The 17,880-nt window shown below is 38.0% G+C and carries 19 protein-coding genes; 14 read left to right on the top strand and 5 right to left on the bottom strand.

Features of this window, described 5'->3' with window-relative positions:
• Positions 1–358: 358 nt before the first annotated feature.
• The 5 genes from ACOVO2_RS16665 (at position 359) to ACOVO2_RS16645 (ending at position 3,571) form a co-directional block, all read left to right on the top strand.
• Positions 359–709: a hypothetical protein gene (locus ACOVO2_RS16665; protein WP_421771068.1), complete on the top strand. Its 351-nt coding sequence runs from the start codon at positions 359–361 to the stop codon at positions 707–709.
• Positions 710–736: 27 nt separating this feature from the next.
• Positions 737–1,210 (top strand): DoxX family protein, encoded by a 474-nt coding sequence (locus ACOVO2_RS16660; RefSeq protein WP_421771067.1) that lies wholly within the window; start codon positions 737–739, stop codon positions 1,208–1,210.
• 89 nt (positions 1,211–1,299) lie between these two features.
• Positions 1,300–1,662 carry a hypothetical protein gene (locus ACOVO2_RS16655; RefSeq protein WP_421771066.1) on the top strand — a complete coding sequence of 121 codons (363 nt, stop codon included), beginning with the start codon at positions 1,300–1,302 and terminating at the stop codon, positions 1,660–1,662.
• 50 nt (positions 1,663–1,712) lie between these two features.
• On the top strand, positions 1,713–2,390 hold the full coding sequence (locus ACOVO2_RS16650; RefSeq protein ID WP_421771065.1) for a GIN domain-containing protein: 678 nt from the start codon (positions 1,713–1,715) through the stop codon (positions 2,388–2,390).
• A 50-nt stretch (positions 2,391–2,440) separates the two neighbouring features.
• The gene (locus ACOVO2_RS16645; protein ID WP_421771064.1) at positions 2,441–3,571 is read left to right on the top strand and encodes a helix-turn-helix domain-containing protein; all 1,131 of its coding nucleotides are present in this window, start codon (positions 2,441–2,443) and stop codon (positions 3,569–3,571) included.
• A 129-nt stretch (positions 3,572–3,700) separates the two neighbouring features.
• Here ACOVO2_RS16645 and ACOVO2_RS16640 read toward each other — a convergent pair whose 3' ends face one another.
• Together ACOVO2_RS16640 and ACOVO2_RS16635 are read right to left on the bottom strand one after the other, a co-directional pair.
• Positions 3,701–4,468: a DUF547 domain-containing protein gene (locus ACOVO2_RS16640; protein WP_421771063.1), complete on the bottom strand. Its 768-nt coding sequence runs from the start codon at positions 4,466–4,468 to the stop codon at positions 3,701–3,703.
• Positions 4,469–4,570: 102 nt separating this feature from the next.
• A complete protein-coding gene (locus ACOVO2_RS16635) occupies positions 4,571–5,683 on the bottom strand; it encodes an acyltransferase family protein (protein WP_421771062.1) in 1,113 nt (370 codons plus the stop codon).
• 416 nt (positions 5,684–6,099) lie between these two features.
• Between ACOVO2_RS16635 and ACOVO2_RS16630 the strand changes: the two genes are divergently transcribed.
• From ACOVO2_RS16630 to ACOVO2_RS16620, 3 genes are read left to right on the top strand one after another with little or no spacing between them, the layout of a single operon-like run.
• A complete protein-coding gene (locus tag ACOVO2_RS16630; protein ID WP_421771061.1) occupies positions 6,100–6,732 on the top strand; it encodes a peroxiredoxin in 633 nt (210 codons plus the stop codon).
• Between the two features lie 19 nt (positions 6,733–6,751).
• Positions 6,752–7,066 carry a thioredoxin family protein gene (locus tag ACOVO2_RS16625; RefSeq protein ID WP_421771060.1) on the top strand — a complete coding sequence of 105 codons (315 nt, stop codon included), beginning with the start codon at positions 6,752–6,754 and terminating at the stop codon, positions 7,064–7,066.
• Positions 7,047–7,295: a DUF6952 family protein gene (locus tag ACOVO2_RS16620; protein WP_421771059.1), complete on the top strand. Its 249-nt coding sequence runs from the start codon at positions 7,047–7,049 to the stop codon at positions 7,293–7,295. Before ACOVO2_RS16625 ends, ACOVO2_RS16620 begins: the two co-directional genes overlap by 20 nt.
• 135 nt (positions 7,296–7,430) lie before the next feature.
• Here the strand turns inward: ACOVO2_RS16620 and ACOVO2_RS16615 are convergent, their stop codons facing one another.
• The gene (locus ACOVO2_RS16615; RefSeq protein WP_421771058.1) at positions 7,431–9,140 is read right to left on the bottom strand and encodes an AMP-binding protein; all 1,710 of its coding nucleotides are present in this window, start codon (positions 9,138–9,140) and stop codon (positions 7,431–7,433) included.
• Between the two features lie 208 nt (positions 9,141–9,348).
• On the opposite strand from ACOVO2_RS16615, the gene ACOVO2_RS16610 reads away from it, so the two are divergent.
• The 6 genes from ACOVO2_RS16610 to ACOVO2_RS16585 all read left to right on the top strand — a co-directional run bounded on the left by ACOVO2_RS16610 (position 9,349) and on the right by ACOVO2_RS16585 (position 16,613).
• Positions 9,349–10,353, top strand: a complete 1,005-nt coding sequence (locus ACOVO2_RS16610; RefSeq protein WP_421771057.1) for a glycosyltransferase family 2 protein — start codon at positions 9,349–9,351, stop codon at positions 10,351–10,353.
• A gap of 9 nt (positions 10,354–10,362) precedes the next feature.
• Entirely contained in the window at positions 10,363–11,190 is an 828-nt protein-coding gene (locus tag ACOVO2_RS16605) for a glycosyltransferase (protein WP_421771056.1), read from the top strand.
• Positions 11,191–11,242: 52 nt separating this feature from the next.
• Positions 11,243–12,160 carry a glycosyltransferase gene (locus ACOVO2_RS16600; RefSeq protein WP_421771055.1) on the top strand — a complete coding sequence of 306 codons (918 nt, stop codon included), beginning with the start codon at positions 11,243–11,245 and terminating at the stop codon, positions 12,158–12,160.
• Positions 12,161–12,181: 21 nt separating this feature from the next.
• Positions 12,182–13,993 (top strand): hypothetical protein, encoded by a 1,812-nt coding sequence (locus ACOVO2_RS16595; RefSeq protein ID WP_421771054.1) that lies wholly within the window; start codon positions 12,182–12,184, stop codon positions 13,991–13,993.
• Between the two features lie 92 nt (positions 13,994–14,085).
• Positions 14,086–15,414, top strand: a complete 1,329-nt coding sequence (locus tag ACOVO2_RS16590; RefSeq protein WP_421771053.1) for an NAD(P)/FAD-dependent oxidoreductase — start codon at positions 14,086–14,088, stop codon at positions 15,412–15,414.
• Between the two features lie 254 nt (positions 15,415–15,668).
• Positions 15,669–16,613 carry a glycosyltransferase family 2 protein gene (locus ACOVO2_RS16585; protein WP_421771052.1) on the top strand — a complete coding sequence of 315 codons (945 nt, stop codon included), beginning with the start codon at positions 15,669–15,671 and terminating at the stop codon, positions 16,611–16,613.
• Between the two features lie 49 nt (positions 16,614–16,662).
• Here the strand turns inward: ACOVO2_RS16585 and ACOVO2_RS16580 are convergent, their stop codons facing one another.
• A complete protein-coding gene (locus ACOVO2_RS16580; protein ID WP_188767410.1) occupies positions 16,663–16,920 on the bottom strand; it encodes a SemiSWEET transporter in 258 nt (85 codons plus the stop codon).
• A gap of 165 nt (positions 16,921–17,085) precedes the next feature.
• A partial coding sequence (locus ACOVO2_RS16575) for an enoyl-ACP reductase FabI (RefSeq protein ID WP_421771051.1) occupies positions 17,086–17,880 on the bottom strand: 795 nt, incomplete at its 5' end.

The raw sequence follows: 17,880 nt of genomic DNA, 5'->3' as shown, positions 1-17,880 counted from the left end.
ATTAAATCCTTTGCGTAATGTAAAAATAGCTGACCGTAATCAACGAGTGAGTGTACAATATAAAGATGGAACTGTAAAACGTGACATTAAGTATAAAAACGTAGAAGATGATGTAATTGCAGGAAAAGCAGTTTTGGTTGAGTAACAGAAATATTTTTAAGTAAATAACAAAAGCGAGATTGTCTTAAAAAGGTAATCTCGCTTTTATTTTGCCTAAAAACGAATAAAAACCCTCAAAAAGTCTCGAATTATAATCTGAGACGGCTCAAATCATCTTCTGCAACGCTCGGCTTTTGGTTTTGCCCCAACTTTGTAGCATCAAATCGCAACGAAGCGTTTGGCAAAAACTACTAACAAAATGAAAAAGCTATTTCTTACATCAATCGCATTTACTTTATTCTTTACTTCTTGCCGTAGTCTGACCTCAACTACTTATATCAAAGGCAATGATGCTTTTATTTTGGGCAATAATAAACACGGTGAGTTTTCGGTAAAACTAAGAAATGCTTCTGACAGTAATCTTGAACTTTGGAAAGCCCCAGTCAACGGCGGTCAACATTCGCCAGTAACTGTGAAGCCAAATGAAACTGTAAAAGTAAACGTAGAAAAAAATACGGCTCTAAAAATTGAAAATAAAGCTAATGAGCAAGCAACTGTTGAACTTGTGGTAAAAGGAGATACGGGCCTTTCGATGAATTACAAAAATTGATTTCTAAAACTGAAAATGCACAAAAAAATGAAAAAGCTATTACAACCTATCACGATGCCGCATTGGCTACAAGATTTTTTATTTGCTATTCCACGCATTGTGTGTGGATACCTTCTCGCTACCGATTTTGGTGCGGCAAAATTTGGCTTACCGTGGTCGCCACCCGACAATAATCTGGGTCTTTTTGAAGTGGCCTTTTGGTTTCCGAACGATGTGGCCGAGTATGGCGGAATTTTCGCACTTTTCCCAGCTTTTTTTGCTTGGATGGGAGCTTTTAGCGAAGCCGTTGGAGGATTGTTTCTTTTGTTTGGTTTCCAAACCCGTATTGCTTCGTTTTTGATTTTATGCACAATGTTGGTGGCGGTTTTTATGCAACAGTTCAACAATGGCATGTGGAATATGCTTCCTGCAATGGGTTTTATGTGGGTGAGCCTTTTTACCATGATTTTAGGCTCAGGCCGCTTCGGAATTGATTTCTTACTCTCAAAAAATACTAAGTAGTCCACGGTCCACAGTCAATAGTCCACGGTAGTATAAAGTACGGCTTATACAAAATTCAAGTGTCATTTATTTTTAATCATCTACTTACAATGAAAATATTTAAAACATTAATTATCTGCTCAATAGCTATTTATTTAACGAGTTGTGTACAAAAAACGTACGAACGAAAAGTAACATTCTTATTACACACCGAACAGCTAAAAAACATCGAAAAAGTAGGTCTTCGAGGCAAGAATCGACCACTTAGTTGGCAAAAAGACTTAGAAATGACCGCAGTCAAAAAAGATAGTCTTTACTCGGTTACGGTTACTTTTCTAACAGGTTACAAATTTGCAGAAGTGAAATTTGTGGTCAATGATGAATTTGAATTACAGGATAAAGATAATCGCCGTGTTGTTTTCAACGAAAACGGTGAAACCATTTACGAAGCAACATTCAATAAGGAACAGTAGAGCAAAATGCTATTTTGCTCAAAACAAATCAACATTTAAAACATACAAAAATGAAAAAGCTAATTTTAATTATCACACTATTTAATGTATTTTGCACCGTAAGTTTTGCACAGAAAGGCCCATTGAGAGGAACAGGGAAACTCATTTCTCGAACTTTCGATTTCAAAGACTTCGATAAAGTAACATTTGAAGATTTTGATGGAAAAATTGAGGTAGAAATCGGCAAACCTTTTTCAATAAAAGTAGATATTGACGAAAATTTAGAGCCACGACTCGAAGTACTAAAAGAAGAAGCCGAAAACCAATTAACGATTCGCTTGGCAGGGAATTACAACGGAAAACTCTATTTGGAAGATACCCGTATCAAAATCAAAGTAACAATGCCCGAAGCATCAGTAATTAAGCACCGAGGAAATACAAATGTACAAATTTCGGGCGTTTTAGGGCGATATTTCCGACTCGAAAATGATGGAAACGGTGATGTGATGCTACAAGGAAACATCGACGAGCTGGACATCAAGAAAAACGGCAATGGTAATGTAAATGCCCAAAAACTCATAGCCAAAACCGCTAAAGTAAAAAGCTACGGCAACGGCAATGTGTCGGTAAATTCACAAATTTCGCTCATTGCACACGGAACTGGCAACAACAGCGTAATGCAGTTTGGGCAAGGAAAAATCGACCCGATGTCTGGAATTATTGGTAATGGTGAAGTGCGAAAAATGTAAAAACAAGTAAAATAATGTCAAAAAATTACAAACAAGACTATCTTTAGAAAATGTCACTCTATACTACTCCGCTACAATTTGGCTATTTTTTGGCTTTACTTTTTGCCATTTTACTTTGGTATAGAGGCTGGCAAGAAGAACGTCTTTCTGATAAATTCTTAGGTTTTGTGATGTTTTTTCTGGCGATGGAAATCCAAGATTATACCTTCGGTTTTGCTGGAATCAATATCCTTTGGGAAAAGTTTGATGGTTTTCCTCGTTATTTCCATTTAGCTTTTGCTCCGACTATTTATTTTTATTTGAAAGCTCAAATCAACCGAGATTTTCGCTTTAAAGCCATCTATTTTTTGCATTATGTACCTTATTTCATCTATTTTGCTGTCAATTTTACAGTTTTCTTGCAAGGACACGAAGCTGTAAATAGTTTCAGAAGCTCAAAGTTATCTGACTTTTTAGGCTGGATAGAAACATTGGCAATTTGGACATCGTATATCTATTATTTTTATCAATCGCTACGCATTTATCGAGAATATCGTAACTGGACAGAAACACAATTCTCTGATACTGAAACAATTAGCTTTGTTTGGCTACGAAATTTTATTTATCTGATTATTGCGGGAGAAATCTTCAAATGGGCTTGGGGGTTGGCCGATAAATTACTCGGCGATTTACCATTTGAGCAAGATTGGTGGTGGCATTTGTTTACGGTGCTTATTATTTGTTATGTTGGTATAAAAGGCTATGCACAGCATCAGCCTTTACGTTTGTCTTACAGTAGTAAAAGCATTGAGCAAAGCCTTGTTATTGAAGAGGCAAATGTTCAGCCAAACGAACCAAAAGAAAATGAATATGAAGCAATGAAGCCAAAAATCGAAACACTGATGCTTCAAGAAAAATTATTTCTCGAACCCGAACTTTCGCTGAGCGATTTAGCCCAGAAACTTAAAACCAATACCTCAGTGCTTTCGGCAGCGATAAACTCAAATTTCGGTAAAAACTTCAATGACTTTGTAAACGAATACCGAGTAGAAGAATTCAAGAAACAAATAAAACTCCCCCAAAACCAAAACTACACACTTCTGGCGGTGGCTTTCGACTGCGGATTTAATTCAAAAGCAACTTTCAACCGAGCGTTTAAAAAATTTACAGGCCAATCTCCGAGTAGATTTGAAGAAGCGTAAAGTAGTCTTCGGTAGGCAGTTTTTAGTCTTCAGTTTCAAGCAGTTTTGATATTTATTTAAAAGCAAAAGAGCAGTTTTCTATGAAAAAACTGCTCTTTCTGTGTACTGTTGACTGGAAACTGTTGACAATCAATACTTCCCGTTCAACTCCCAATTATAAGTCATGTAAGATATCTTAGCACCTTTATTGGCTTTTACCTTAGCATATTTGTTCGCCCAATCAAGTACGGTCATTTTATCTTTAAAATCGCCACCGTACCAATTAAAGATGTTAGAAAGTTTGGCTTCATTGGCCGAAACCTGATTTTTGCTCGAATCATTCAAGAAATCTACGCCTTGGTCGTCGAGCTGTTGATTCAATTTTGAAGCCACAAACGCCTCATTTCTGAGCGGTGGACAAGATTTTGCGGCACAAACCAATGCAAAGTGAATACGAGGCTCATCAAAATCTTTTCTGATAATTCCATGTTCGATATTATTCAAATCCATCTTTTTTCCACCAATATTGATAAACTTCACATCCCACGGAGTATTCACGAAAGGAATCTTCACTTTGCTGCCAATGTCTTTAATGCTTTTTATCTTGTTATCTAAATTATCTAAGATAAGCTGAATCGTAAAGGCATTGTAGGCATTTATCCAATAAGCGAGCTTTTCATCTTTGCTCCATTTATCGCCTGGGGCATTGTTTTCTACCAAAGTTAGATACTTTCTCAACTCAGCTTGGTCTTTCTTGAAACCAGCATAATTAACAAATCCTTTGGCATCGACGTGTTTTTTCAAAAGTCCGTTCCATATTTCGTGACTAATCGGCTCCGCATTTGATGTTGGAGCATTTACGGCAAAACAACTACTCACCGTAAATAATAGGATACTCAAAAAAGCTGTGATTTTCATATTGTCTGTGTTTTTTGTCATTATTTGTTAAAAACTACTTTCTTACATATACGTATCTGAGCAACAAAAAGTTTGGCGTTAACAGATAATAACAAAATGGCTCTACACTCGCAAAAATATCTTATAATGATACATTGCCCGTAGAAACGCCCATTTTATACCAATTACGGCCACCGTAATCACGATTCCATAATAATGCTCACCAAATAACTGTCCCAGCCATTTGAATAGCCCCTCGGCCGTATAATACCAATCAATAAACAAGCCTGACAGATAAATCAGAATAGAATTGAGCCCGATAATTGTGAAGAAAAACGCCCAACGCTGATACTGCAAAACATCAATGATAAAATAGAAAATAGCCAACAAAATTAGGCTACAACCACCCGCATAAAGCATAAAAGAGCTGGTCCAGAGGTTTTTATTAATCGGGAAAACCAAGCCCCACATTCCACCAACGATTAAGCAAAGCAAACCACCAATCGCCAATGTTGCGGCTTTTTGAGTGGGCGTTTTGGTAGAATTATTTTTCAAGAAATTTCCTGCAAAAATTCCCAGTAAACCCGTACAAATAGCTGGAAGTGTAGAGAAAAGCCCTTCGGGGTCATGAATAACGAGGTGTAATCGGCCTGGAAGCACCGTGCGGTCAACCCACGAAGCAAAATTACCTTGAATCGTTAAATCGCCAGCCACAAAACCAGGGGCAGCACTAAATTTCATGATTAGCCAATAGCCGATTAAGATACTCACAAACCACACATACTGAAATCGTTGGCTGGCATATAGGTAAATTATACAAGCAAACATATAAGCTAAACCAATACGACCCAATACACTCGGAAAACGAATTTGGGAAAGTTCTTTTATCTGTAAACCATTGTTATAAATTACGCCCAAAAGCACCAAAATGAGTCCACGTTTGATGATTCTGAGCAAAATACTCCGACTTGCCACACCCTTCTCTATTTCTCTACCCACCGAATATGGCGTAGAAACCCCAGAAATAAATAAAAATAGCGGGAATATTAAATCATAAAATCGGAATCCGTTCCATGCAACGTGCGATAATTGAGTAGCCAACCAAACCGCTACGGGATGATGCGTGGCATGAGCTAATTCGTGAATAAAGTCTTCGCCGCCCATTATCCAAAACATATCAAAACCACGGAGGGCATCGAGCGAAAAAAGTCTTTGTTTAGTTGTAGAGGTATCCATTTAAAATTGATTAGGGGTGATATTTCAAAGATAGAAAAAATTATAGAATCATTAAAAAGAAAAGCCCGATAAAACACATTTATTTAATGCCCACCCTTGCTTCCTGGCATTCGAAAGCGAAGCAATCAAAAGAAGCGACTCTCTGACTCAGGCTCATTTTGTCTTTCATTCTCTCCTCCCCTATCACGAATAAGTATAATTTAGGTTTTCGTGTAGGTGATTTTCAAATTGCACTATTTTAATACAATTTACTTCTAAATAAAAACATTTTTTATGTTTTTATTTTACTTTTCGATGTTTTGAACTATAAGAAGAACTTTTTATAAGATTCCAATAATAGAATCGTATGAAAGAATAAATTGTATTTTTTTGTGCTAAGAATAAAATATTACATAAACCAACATAAAAATAATACAATGGGATTAGTAGGAAAAAAATATCCGCACATATCAGCAGGAGCAGTAATTAATGGCGAAGAAATCGTTGAAAACTTCAGTTTAGATCAATACCTCGGCAAAAAGTATGTGGTTTTGTTTTTCTATCCGAAAGACTTCACATTTGTTTGTCCAACCGAATTACACGCTTTCCAAGCTAAGTTAGAAGAATTCGAAAAAAGAGGTGCGGTTGTAATTGGTTGTTCAACTGATACCGAAGAAACTCACCTTGCATGGTTGAATACACCCAAAGAACACGGAGGAATTCAGGGCGTAACTTACCCAATTATCGCCGATACAGCTAAGACTATCTCTTTGAACTGCGGAGTTTTGGGTGGTGAATATGTTTTCAATAACGAAACTCGTACTTGGTCGTTTGTTGGAAATCCGGTTGCTTTCCGTGGAACATTCTTGATTGATAAAGAAGGTATCGTTCGCCACGAATCTATCAACGATTTGCCTTTGGGGCGTAATATTGATGAATACTTGCGTTTGTTAGATGCACAATTGCACGTAGAAAAATATGGTGAGGTTTGCCCTGCAAACTGGGAAGAAGGCGAAGCAGCAATGTTTGCGACTCCAGCGGGCGTAGCGAGCTATTTATCACAAAACTAATTTATTAAAGAAAATTATCATGTTAATCGAATTACAAGAAGATAACTTAGCCGATATCATTGCTCAAAATGAATCGGTAATGGTACAATATTCGGCGGTATGGTGTGGAAATTGCCGTTTGATGAAACCAAAGTTCAAGAGACTTTCGGGCGAAAACGATAACACAACTTTTGTGATTGTTGATGCCGAGAAATTTCCTGCTTCTAGAAAACTGGCTGCGGTAAATAACTTACCAACATTTGCGGGTTTCAAAGGTGGAAAACTATTGAACCAAGTTCAGACAAATAAAGAAGAACAATTAAAAGCTTTGATTGATGAAATTACCCTTAATTAGACAAATTCAGCGTACTTGCTCGGTCGAAGAAATAGAAACGGCTATCTCGGTACTTGAGAATATATCGGAAGCACCAGCTTTGAAATCAGAAGAAATTGATGTGATTGGCGAATTGATTTCAAATCTTTGTGGTGCAATGGAAGTGCATCAGATGATTGCCGATGGTATGCCTGAAAAAGACGCAGCCAATACTTTTATGAAAAAAGTTTTAGGCTCGATTGATAGATAAGTAGTCCACAGATTGTTTAGTTATAAGATGAATTATGTTTTTAATCTCGTAGCTTAAAAATAGCAAACGCCCCGAAATATTTGTTTTCGGGGCGTTTTATTTTTGTTGGTTTCGACTTCGCTCAACCAGCAATTCTTACTTTTTCGCCATTTCTTCTTCTTTTAGGCTTCTGCGTAAAATCTTACCGACATTTGTCTTAGGCAATTCGGTACGGAACTCGATGTGCTTCGGACATTTATAGGCCGTTAGATTTTCTTTGCAATGTGCCAATACTTGCTCTTTGCTCAGGCTTTCATCTTTTTTCACCACAAAAACCTTCACAGCTTCCGTTGATTTTTCGTCGGCCACGCCAATACACGCCACTTCCAAAACTCCTGGGCAAGTTGCCACCACATCTTCGATTTCGTTTGGATAAACATTAAAGCCCGAAACCAAAATCATATCTTTCTTTCTATCCACAATCTTGAAGAAACCATCGGCACTCATCACACCTACATCGCCCGTTTTGAACCACGATTTACCTTCGCTATCCACAAACGTAACTTTTGCAGTTTCATCCGGACGGTTGTAATACCCTGCCATTACTTGCGGGCCATGAGCCACGATTTCGCCAGCTTCGCCAACTTCTGCCCAAGTTTCGTCGTCTTTCAAGATTCTGACTTCAGTGCTTGGCCATGGAATTCCGATTGTACCAACACGGTTTTCACCAACAAGTGGGTTTGACGTAAGCACAGGCGATGTTTCTGATAAACCATAGCCTTCGGCGGGAAGATTTCCAGTCAATTCTTTCCAACGATTAGCCACAACTCCTTGTAGAGCCATTCCACCTGCCGAAGTAATAATCAATTTACTAAAATCAACTTCTCCGATTTTTGGGTGATTGAGCAAACCATTATACAAAGTATTCACGCCCGTAAATACGTGCGGCGGATATTTTTTCAAATCTTTGATGAATGCCTCCAAATCACGAGGATTCGTGATGAGTAAATTCATCGTACCCGTTTTTAGAGCCGTGAGAGCATTTACCGTGAGAGCATAAATATGATAGAGCGGCAGAGCAGCAACTACTACCGGTTTTTCATCAGTAATTTTATCAGTCAACACTCCTTGCCAAACATTATTGGCTTCAAGATTTGCCACGATATTTCGGTGCGTTAGCATTGCTCCTTTTGATACACCCGTTGTTCCGCCTGTGTATTGAATGAAAGCTAAGTCTGAATTATTCATCGTTGGCTTTGTCCAAGTTTGGCTGGCACCTTTGCTCACGGCATCCATGAAAGATTTTGCCGTAGGCAAACTAAAAGCAGGAACCATTTTCTTAACACTCTTCACAACAAAATTCACAATCTGCTTTTTCGGAAAGCCAAGCATATCGCCCAACTCTGTCACAAAAACGTGTTTGATGGAAGTATTTCCCAGAATTTTCTCAAGACTCGAAGCAAAGTTTGCCACTATAACAATCGCTTTTGCTCCCGAATCTTTAAACTGATGCTCCATTTCTCGTGGCGTGTAAAGCGGATTTGTATTCACGACCGTCAGGCCCGCACGCAACGCACCAAACATCGCTACTGGATATTGCAGTACATTTGGCATTTGAATCGCAATTCGGTCGCCTTTTTGCATTCCGATACTCTGAAGATAAGCTGCAAAATTTCGAGAGAGCGTATCGAGTTGTCCGTAAGTGATTTCTTTACCCATGCAGGCATAAGCCGATTTATGAGCAAATTTTTTGAAACCATCTTCCATCAATTCTAAAATCGAAGGATAAGCTTCTGGGTTTATTTCGTAAGGAACACCCTTTGGATAATATTTTAGCCAAGGATAAGTTTCAGTGGTAACAGGCATGGTTTTATAGTTTGTTTGTATTTTTCGATGTAAAAATAAGACGATTTATTGATTAGAAGAGTTTAGAGAGCAAAAAAATGTCTGATTCTCAGAATATTTAACGTGTTTCTAATCTTCGACGAGCTTTTTGGCTTAATTTTGCCAAGCATTTTGTGAAAATTCGCAAACATAAAGAGTTTTATTTCAATAAGTTAATTGTAGAAAATCCTTGAATACTTTTCCAAACGAAAATTCGGATATAAAAGTCAGTGTAATAGTTTTGACTTACAATCACGAAAAATTTATTCGCAAAACCCTCGATTCGATACTTTCGCAACAAGTTAACTTTAAATTTGAAGTAATCGTTGGCGATGATGCCTCGCCAGATTCAACCGCCGACATCATCAGAGAATACTACGCCAAATATCCCGATATTATTGTGCCGATGCTCCACGAGAAAAATCTCGGTGGATTTGGAAAAGCTAATACACTGGCCGCTTTGGCCATTGCTAAAGGAAAATACATTGCCCCGATGGATGGCGATGATTATTGGACTTCCGACCATAAACTTCAAAAATTAGCCGATTTCTTAGACCAAAACCCTGATTTTGTGGCGTGTTTTCATAATGCCGAAATCATTTTTGATGATGATTCTCACCCGAATCAGTTTGTGAATGCTCCCGACCAGAAAGAAATCGTTACGGTCGAAGATTTTATTGGTGAAGACGAAGTTTGGTTTATTGCAACTTCGGCGATTTTATTCCGCAATGGTGTGATTACACATTATCCGCAATGGTTTCATGAATCGAAAAGTGGTGATATTCCTCGCTATATTTTGTTGGGAAAAGGTGGTACGAAATTTAAATACATCAACGAAACGATGTCGGTTTACCGAAAAAATCGCAATAGCGGCATGAGTTTTACAGATGGCTATAAAGATGTTGAGTTCTTGCAAAACCGTATCGGAATGTACCGAGGAATCGACCAAGAATTAGACTATAAGTTTCACGAAACACTCAATAAAAATATTGCTCGGTACTACCGAATGATGCTTGATAGTAAGCAATTTGTGGGAAAATATTTCAAGCAAATGCCAACGGCAATAACTTACTTGAGATTGGCAAAACCAAGCCGTGAGATACAACGAGAGATTATCAGAGAATATATTTTCCCGAAATGGCTAAGTAATCTTTATAGTTTTTTTGCACTTTTACCTCATCGACTAAAAAATTAAAACTCGAAAATGCCACCAAAAGTAAGCGTTTGCGTTCCGACTTATAATCACGAGAAATATATTCGTCAAACCCTTGATGGGGCTTTGATGCAAAAAACTGATTTTGAAATTGAAATCGTCATCGGTGATGATGCCTCAACTGATAATAATCAACAAGTTATTCAAGAGTATGTTGATAAGTACCCGAAGATCTTTCAAGCATTTTTGCATAAAGAAAACCAAGGGCCAAAAGAACCAAAAGAGTTTGGTGGTAGAAATAATGTTTTAGGGCTTCTGAAAGCTTGCAAAGGCGATTACGTGGCACTTTGTGAGGGCGATGATTTTTGGACTGACCCGCTGAAACTACAAAAACAAGTAGATTTCATGGAAAAAAATAAAGATTACGCCATTTGTCACCATAATATGCGAGTGATTTATGAAGATGGTTCGCCAGAACATTTCTTCAATGACGAAAACCAAAAGACGGAGTCGAGTATTGTGGATATTTTGGAAGACCGTTGGTTTATTGCCACAGCAGCCACACTTTACAGAAATATTTTCCGTGAACGAGATTTTGTAGAATGGCACAGCCGAGCCGCAGCGGGCGATTGGGCCTTAGTGATTCAGTTGGCCGCAACAGGTAAGATTCATTACATCAACGAGCCAATGGGTGTTTACCGCAAACATCGTGGTGGCTTGAGTAATGTGCAATCTTCCACCAATTTGTATTTTCTACGAAACCGCCAACAAATGTTTACGGATATTAACGCATGGTTGGATTTTAAATACGATAGCACTATTCAGCAGACGCTGACGTCCTACGAAAAACAAATTCAAGCACTTGAAGCGATTATTTAGTAATTTTGCAAAAACTTGATTTCTTACACCCCCTCGGGGGCTTGGGGGCTTTATGAAAATAGCAATAGTTACACCTCTTTTTAATGACTGGGATTGTCTCTACAAACTCGTAGAAGACGTTCGTAAGGTGCTTTCTCCGACTCAATTTGCCGATTATCGCTTTGTTGTGGTAAACGACTGTTCGAGTTTAGAAGTTGATGCTGCAAAATTGGCGGGGCATCCCGTTGAGATTATACACCTCAACAAAAACCTCGGTCATCAGAAGTCTATTGCAATTGGGGTTTCTTACTTGAATAAAAACTCCACACAAGACTTGGTTGTAGTCATGGATGTTGATGGTGAAGATAAACCCGAACACCTACCGATTTTATTAGAAGAAGCTGTCACAGGGAAATCTAATAAAATAGTTTTTGCCCGCCGAACCAAGCGAAAAGAGAGTTTTTTCTTCAAGATTTTCTATAAAATTTACAAATACATTTTTGTCTTTCTAACGGGGAAAGTCATCAATTTTGGTAATTATTCGGTAATTCCGAAGAGTTTACTCGATAAAGTAGCCCACATTTCCGACATCTGGAATCATTATCCTGGCGGTGTAATTCGCTCTCGGTTGTTGTATAAATCAGTAGGTTTAGAACGTGGCGAAAGATACACGGGCAAATCGAAAATGAACTACACATCGTTGGTAATTCATGGTCTAAGTGCCGTAGCCGTTTATGTCGATACGGTTTCTGTCAGATTGCTAATTGCGGTTTCATTGCTTATTCTGACCGCCATTTTTGGAATTTCATTGGTTTATATTTTCAATTACCAAATTCCAATTTGGGGCTTACTCCTATTTTTTGGAATTTTGAGCCAAGCTTTTCTTAGTACATTGATATTAGTTTTTACGGTTCTTTCTTATCGTGTAAACTTCAATTTTCTTCCTGCGGTACACTTTCAGGACTATATCCAAACCGTTGAAAAAATATAAATCCAGTTTCAAGTCTCGAGCATGAATAAAAAACTCATCACATATTTGTTGATACTACTGCCAATTATTGGCTTTTATGTATTTGTTTTTCATAATGCTTTCAACATCGGTTGGAACGACGATTGGCACGGAATCGAAGGTTTTTTGGCCAGTTGGATGCAACAAGAGACTTTTTCTGAGAAAATAGCACTATTGTTTTCGCAAATGTGCGAACACAGAATCTTGTATGTTCGCCTCAGTACGCTCCTTTGTTACAATCTTTTCGGTGAAGTAAACTATAAGATTTTGATGCTCATGGGAGTGTCGTATTTACTTATTTTGCCCTTTGTTTTCTACCGAGTTTTGCGTGAAATCAATCTGAAATTAGCTTACCTGATTCCCATCATTTTTATCATTTTCAACACCCAGCCCATCGAAAACATCTTTTGGGCAATTACTTCTCTTCAACCCAATACTGTTATCATTTTTGGTCTTTGGGGATTTTCTCTTTTGCTGTTTTACAAGCAAAAATGGGCTTTTTATTTAGCAAATCTCTTATTTTTTGTGGCAATGTTTACGAACGGAAACGGAATGTTTTCTTTCGTTGCCGCCATTCCTTTGGTTTTGTACGCCCGCACTCGTAGTGAGAAACTTCAATTTTTAGGAATTGTTCTTTTCTCGTTCATTCTCTATTTCTTTGACTTTAAAAAGCCGGGCATCCGCCCCGATGTGAAGATTAATTTCACGCAATATCCACACATTATTGTAGGAGATATTTTTGCGTTTTTCGGCTCGCCGATTGACAGTACGGTTCAGTTTTATAGCACAAATCTAAAATTTGCCGTTGCGATTACGGCAGGAGTTTTGATGCTTGGTTGGGTTTTGTATCTTCTTTTTAGTTTTATCTATTTTTGGTACCTAACTAATTATAAAGGACTTACCGCCGAAAAAACGAGTAATCTGTATCAAACTATTTTAAAATACCCAAAATTCAACCTTTACTTATTATCTGCACTCATTTTTGTGGGTTTGAGCGGAGCAGCTTTTGCAGCTTCTCGTGCCAGCCAAGGCCTCGAACAAGCTTTTGCAAGCAGATACAAAACGGTTTCGTTGATTTTATTCGTGGTAGTTTATTTGAGTTTCTACAATGTAGTTCAAACCAAAAACTGGAAAAAATATTTACAGGTTTCCATAATTATCACGATTCTTTTTAGTGCCTTTTCGTATTACGAAAGTTGGGACGATGTGGAAAACCGTCGAAAATTCTTCGGAACGACGATTTTGAACTGGAAAAACAACGGTCGCTATTACTATTACGCCTTTGATAACTCCAGAAATCCTGACGACCACGCTCCTATCAACACTTATCAACGGCTTCCGATTCCTCCGTATAATTATGCGGGTTTTGTGCCTGGAATTATGAAGTACGTTAACGACATTTTGTGGATAAGTCGTGTACATTTCAAAAACTACACACCTCCTGCCGAAATCGATGATTTGAATCAATCATTATACAAAAATCAAATTGCCGCCAATGCGGGCGAGCAAGTTAAAATCAAGGAAGAGAAAAACCTTTTCCACATAACAATCAACAATGTGTTTATACCTGCCAACCGCAGATATGATGGTTACTACGCCGTCTTTAGCAACAATACTAATCGTTTGGCTTTTCATCTCGAAACAGTGGCCAATAAGTTTACGACTTTCCTTAGCACTCAACGATATTACAACAATCGCATCGACATGATTGTAGCTAAGCCAGACTTACCGATTGGAAGTTTCAATATGCAAATCGGAAAACTCGAAAATGGCCAGTTTAAAGTTTTAAAAGAAGAAGTCATAGAAATAAAGTAAGTCGATAGTCAATAGACGATGGTCGATAGTATAAAGATAAATTATAAAAAAATTGTCCCCCTTTACGGGCGGGAAGCGTAATCTTTGGGTTTATGGAAAAACTAACAATTTTAGGTGGCGGAATGACTGGCCTTGCAGCGGCCTATATCGCAGCCAAACAAGGTGTAAAAGTAACAGTAATTGAAGGAAGCGATAAATTCGGTGGACTTCTCAATACTTTTGAAATAGGTGGAAACCAACTCGAACACTATTATCACCACTTTTTCACACAAGATGCCGAGCTACGTTGGTTACTCGAAGACTTGAAAATATCGGATAAAGCTTTCTATAAAAAAACCACAATGGGGGTTTTCCGCAATGGAAAAATCTACGATTTCAATTCGCCGATTGATTTATTGAAATTCAAACCTGTAGGTTTAATCGGTAAAGTTCGTTTTGGTCTGACAAGCCTTTTCTTGGGCAAAATGGCCAAGTGGAGAGAAAACGAAGGAATTCCGACACTTGATTGGTTTTATCGTTGGGCTGGTCGTGATATTACAGATGCTCTTTGGAAACCGATGCTCAATATCAAATTTGGGCCGTATGCCAACAAAGTTCCATTGGCTTGGATGATTGGCCGAATGGCACAACGCCTAAACTCTCGCAAGGGTGGCGACGAACGCCTCGGCTATATCAACGGTAGCTGGAAAACCTTGATGGATACGCTGATTTCTCGTTTGGAGCAAATGGGCGTTGAATTAATCAAGAACGAACCAATCGAAGAGTTTAAGATAGCAAATGGCAAGGTAGAAGGCATTATTACCAAGAATATGACCATTGATGGCGGAAAGTTTCTTTTAACTATTCCATCGCTTTATTTCGATAAAATCAAAAATTGTCCACTCGATGCCAATGGCGTTGAATATTTCGGAGCAGTTTGTACGATTTTGGAATTGAAAAAATCTTTCAGCCATATTTATTGGATGAACGTTGCTGACGAAGGTTATCCTTTCGGAGGAGTAATCGAACACACAAACTTCATTCCGAAAGAAGAATACAACGGCTCGCACATTGTTTATCTTTCTCGTTATTTTGCCATGAGCGAATCTTTGGCAACCATGACCGAAGACGAAATCAAAGCCGTGATGATTCCACCATTGAAGAAAATCAACCCTGAGTTTTCGGAAGATTGGATTAAGAATGTGTTTGTTTTTAAAACCAATACGGCCGCAACGGTCTGCGATTTAAACTTCTCGAACAAGGTAACTAATTGCAAAACTGCTACCGAAAATCTCTATTTGGCAAACATGGTGCATATTTATCCCGACGAACGCAGCACCAATAATTCAATCAGAGTTGCTGCCGAAGCCTGCAAAGCAATGGGAATAAATGCAGATTCAGTACCTTACGGAGCTTCTCTTTCGGGGCAAATTGGATTTTAATGATTTTTTGAAAAATAGTTGAATAATTTTTCAACTATAAAACTTTTCATATAGCATCGGCGTTTATACATCATACGCATCCAAAAAACAAAAGTCTTGTCTGTTCTCAGACGAGACTTTTTTGTTTTCTTGCCCTCTTCTTCCTTTTTCTGCTTCAAAAAATATATCTTTGTAACTTAAAGTTTTTTACTCATCAAAAATGAAGAATAGTTGATTTTTAACAACTAACGAACTTCGACCTACTTTACAGACCAATGATTTCGATTGTTATCCCGATTTATAACGAAGAAGAAAACCTCCAAAATCTTTATACTCGCCTGACCAATGCCGCTCCATCTTGGAAAGAAGATTACGAAATTGTATTGATTGATGATGGCTCACGTGATAGTTCATTGACGATGATGCGAGTAATGGCTGAGAAGGATTCTCATGTACGGGTTATTAAACTTTCGAGAAATTTTGGTCATCAACCAGCCATTTCGGCAGGAATTCAAGAAGCTAAAGGCGATGCAATCATTATCATGGATGGTGACTTGCAAGACCCACCCGAAGAATTATACCGCTTTTTGGATAAATGGCGTGAAGGTTATGAAGTTGTATATGCAGTAAGAACAAAACGTAAGGAAGGTTTCTTAAAGAAATTGGCCTATTCGAGTTTTTATAGAATTATGGCGGCCATTTCGGACATTGAGATTCCGCTTGATTCAGGCGATTTTTGTGTCATGGATAGAAAAGTTGTGAATGTATTGGTGCATGATATGCCCGAGCAAATTCGCTTTATACGTGGTATGCGGGCGTATGCAGGTTTCAAGCAAATAGGAGTAACGTATGAGCGTGCCGAGCGTGCCGCTGGCGAAGTAAAATATACGTTCAAGAAATTAGTACAATTGGCTCTCGATGGACTTTTCGGATTTTCGAGTTTTCCGCTTCGTCTTTCTACTTATTTGGGTATTTCAATTGCCATTCCGTCACTTATTATCGGTGTTTTCTTTTTGGTTCACCGACTTTTCGGTTTTAAAGTATTTGGCCACACGCCCGAAGAAACCCCAGGATTGGCATCTTTGGCCGTTGGAATGTTCTTCTTAGGAGGAGTAATGCTGACAATGCTTGGCATTATCGGCGAATATATCAGCCGCATTTATATTGAAGTCAAAAAACGTCCGTTTTTTGTCATTGACGAAATTATTGAGAAGAAATAGAATAATTTATTTCGATGCCTGAGCGAAGCCGAAGGCTCGAAATAGATAATCAATGTGATGTTTTTCTGTATTTAAATTTGAAAAACAAAATCACTAACGAAAGAATTAGCGTAAAAGCATTTGCTGCAATTACAGGAAAAGCATTTGCTTTGATTCCGTAAACTAACCACATAAATACACCAGTTGTAAAAATCAAAAACATAGCCAACGACACATCTTTTGCTGACTTGGTTTTATAGATTTGTAATACTTGTGGTACAAAGGCAATTGTTGTGAGTATGCCTGCCAAATAACCGAGTGTTTCCATTTTTTTATTTTTTTGGTTTCACAAAAATAACGGAAAAATTATACTATTTGGTTCAAAAACGCCAATAATCACAGGTAAAACTTTAAAAAGTACAATATCTTTCAAAATAAAGTCCCCGTAATTTCAAAAAGTTACGGGGATTTCTTATTTTAATACTTGATTACTTTATTTCTCCATAAAAGCCATCACATCTTCCGAAATACCAGTATTTACAAAACCACCATCGTGGAAAAGGTTTTGCATCGTAACCATTCGAGTAAGGTCTGAGAAAAGCGTGATACAATAATCGGCACATGAATCAGCTGAAGCATTGCCCAGTGGTGAAATTTTATCGGCAAAATCAAAGAATTTATCAAAACCACCGATTCCAGAACCTGCCGATGTTTCAGTTGGTGACTGAGAAACTGTATTTACACGCACTTTTTTTAGTTTCCCATAACGATAGCCATAACTACGAGCAATCGACTCAAGCATGGCTTTTGCTTCGGCCATATCGGTATAAAATGGAAATGTGCGTTGAGCCGCCATATAGCTAAGAGCTACAACCGAACCCCACTCATTGATAGCATCGAGTTTTTCGGCAGTTTGCAAGAATTTATGAAATGATAAAGCCGAAATATCAACACTTTTCAGAAACCAATCATAGTTCAAATCTCCGTAGGCTTTTCCTTTACGAATATTGGGCGACATACCAATTGAGTGAAGAACAAAATCAACTTTTCCACCAAAATGCTCCATTGATTTTGTGTAAAGATTTTCAATATCTTCAACTGAAGTAGCATCAGCCGCAATAATTGGTGCTTCGCAAATCTCAGCCAGTTTATTAATTTCGCCCATACGCATTGCTATTGGAGCATTGGTCAAAACTATCCTTGCTCCCTCTTCGTGTGCTTTTAAAGCAACTTTCCAAGCAATTGATTTTTCGTTTAATGCACCAGAAATGATGCCTGTTTTACCTTT

The sequence above is a fragment of the Emticicia sp. genome, assembly GCF_049241225.1.
Classification (GTDB): domain Bacteria; phylum Bacteroidota; class Bacteroidia; order Cytophagales; family Spirosomataceae; genus Emticicia.
This window is presented reverse-complemented; position numbering and strand designations above follow the sequence as displayed.

What these genes read in the sequence shown, in the direction of transcription:
- ACOVO2_RS16665 (WP_421771068.1), top strand. Translation starts at nt 359, where the DNA reads ATGAAAAAGCTATTTCTTACATCAATCGCATTTACTTTATTCTTTACT.
- ACOVO2_RS16660 (WP_421771067.1), top strand. Translation starts at nt 737, where the DNA reads ATGAAAAAGCTATTACAACCTATCACGATGCCGCATTGGCTACAAGAT.
- ACOVO2_RS16655 (WP_421771066.1), top strand. Translation starts at nt 1,300, where the DNA reads ATGAAAATATTTAAAACATTAATTATCTGCTCAATAGCTATTTATTTA.
- ACOVO2_RS16650 (WP_421771065.1), top strand. Translation starts at nt 1,713, where the DNA reads ATGAAAAAGCTAATTTTAATTATCACACTATTTAATGTATTTTGCACC.
- ACOVO2_RS16645 (WP_421771064.1), top strand. Translation starts at nt 2,441, where the DNA reads ATGTCACTCTATACTACTCCGCTACAATTTGGCTATTTTTTGGCTTTA.
- ACOVO2_RS16640 (WP_421771063.1), bottom strand. Translation starts at nt 4,468, where the DNA reads ATGAAAATCACAGCTTTTTTGAGTATCCTATTATTTACGGTGAGTAGT.
- ACOVO2_RS16635 (WP_421771062.1), bottom strand. Translation starts at nt 5,683, where the DNA reads ATGGATACCTCTACAACTAAACAAAGACTTTTTTCGCTCGATGCCCTC.
- ACOVO2_RS16630 (WP_421771061.1), top strand. Translation starts at nt 6,100, where the DNA reads ATGGGATTAGTAGGAAAAAAATATCCGCACATATCAGCAGGAGCAGTA.
- ACOVO2_RS16625 (WP_421771060.1), top strand. Translation starts at nt 6,752, where the DNA reads ATGTTAATCGAATTACAAGAAGATAACTTAGCCGATATCATTGCTCAA.
- ACOVO2_RS16620 (WP_421771059.1), top strand. Translation starts at nt 7,047, where the DNA reads ATGAAATTACCCTTAATTAGACAAATTCAGCGTACTTGCTCGGTCGAA.
- ACOVO2_RS16615 (WP_421771058.1), bottom strand. Translation starts at nt 9,140, where the DNA reads ATGCCTGTTACCACTGAAACTTATCCTTGGCTAAAATATTATCCAAAG.
- ACOVO2_RS16605 (WP_421771056.1), top strand. Translation starts at nt 10,363, where the DNA reads ATGCCACCAAAAGTAAGCGTTTGCGTTCCGACTTATAATCACGAGAAA.
- ACOVO2_RS16600 (WP_421771055.1), top strand. Translation starts at nt 11,243, where the DNA reads ATGAAAATAGCAATAGTTACACCTCTTTTTAATGACTGGGATTGTCTC.
- ACOVO2_RS16595 (WP_421771054.1), top strand. Translation starts at nt 12,182, where the DNA reads ATGAATAAAAAACTCATCACATATTTGTTGATACTACTGCCAATTATT.
- ACOVO2_RS16590 (WP_421771053.1), top strand. Translation starts at nt 14,086, where the DNA reads ATGGAAAAACTAACAATTTTAGGTGGCGGAATGACTGGCCTTGCAGCG.
- ACOVO2_RS16585 (WP_421771052.1), top strand. Translation starts at nt 15,669, where the DNA reads ATGATTTCGATTGTTATCCCGATTTATAACGAAGAAGAAAACCTCCAA.
- ACOVO2_RS16580 (WP_188767410.1), bottom strand. Translation starts at nt 16,920, where the DNA reads ATGGAAACACTCGGTTATTTGGCAGGCATACTCACAACAATTGCCTTT.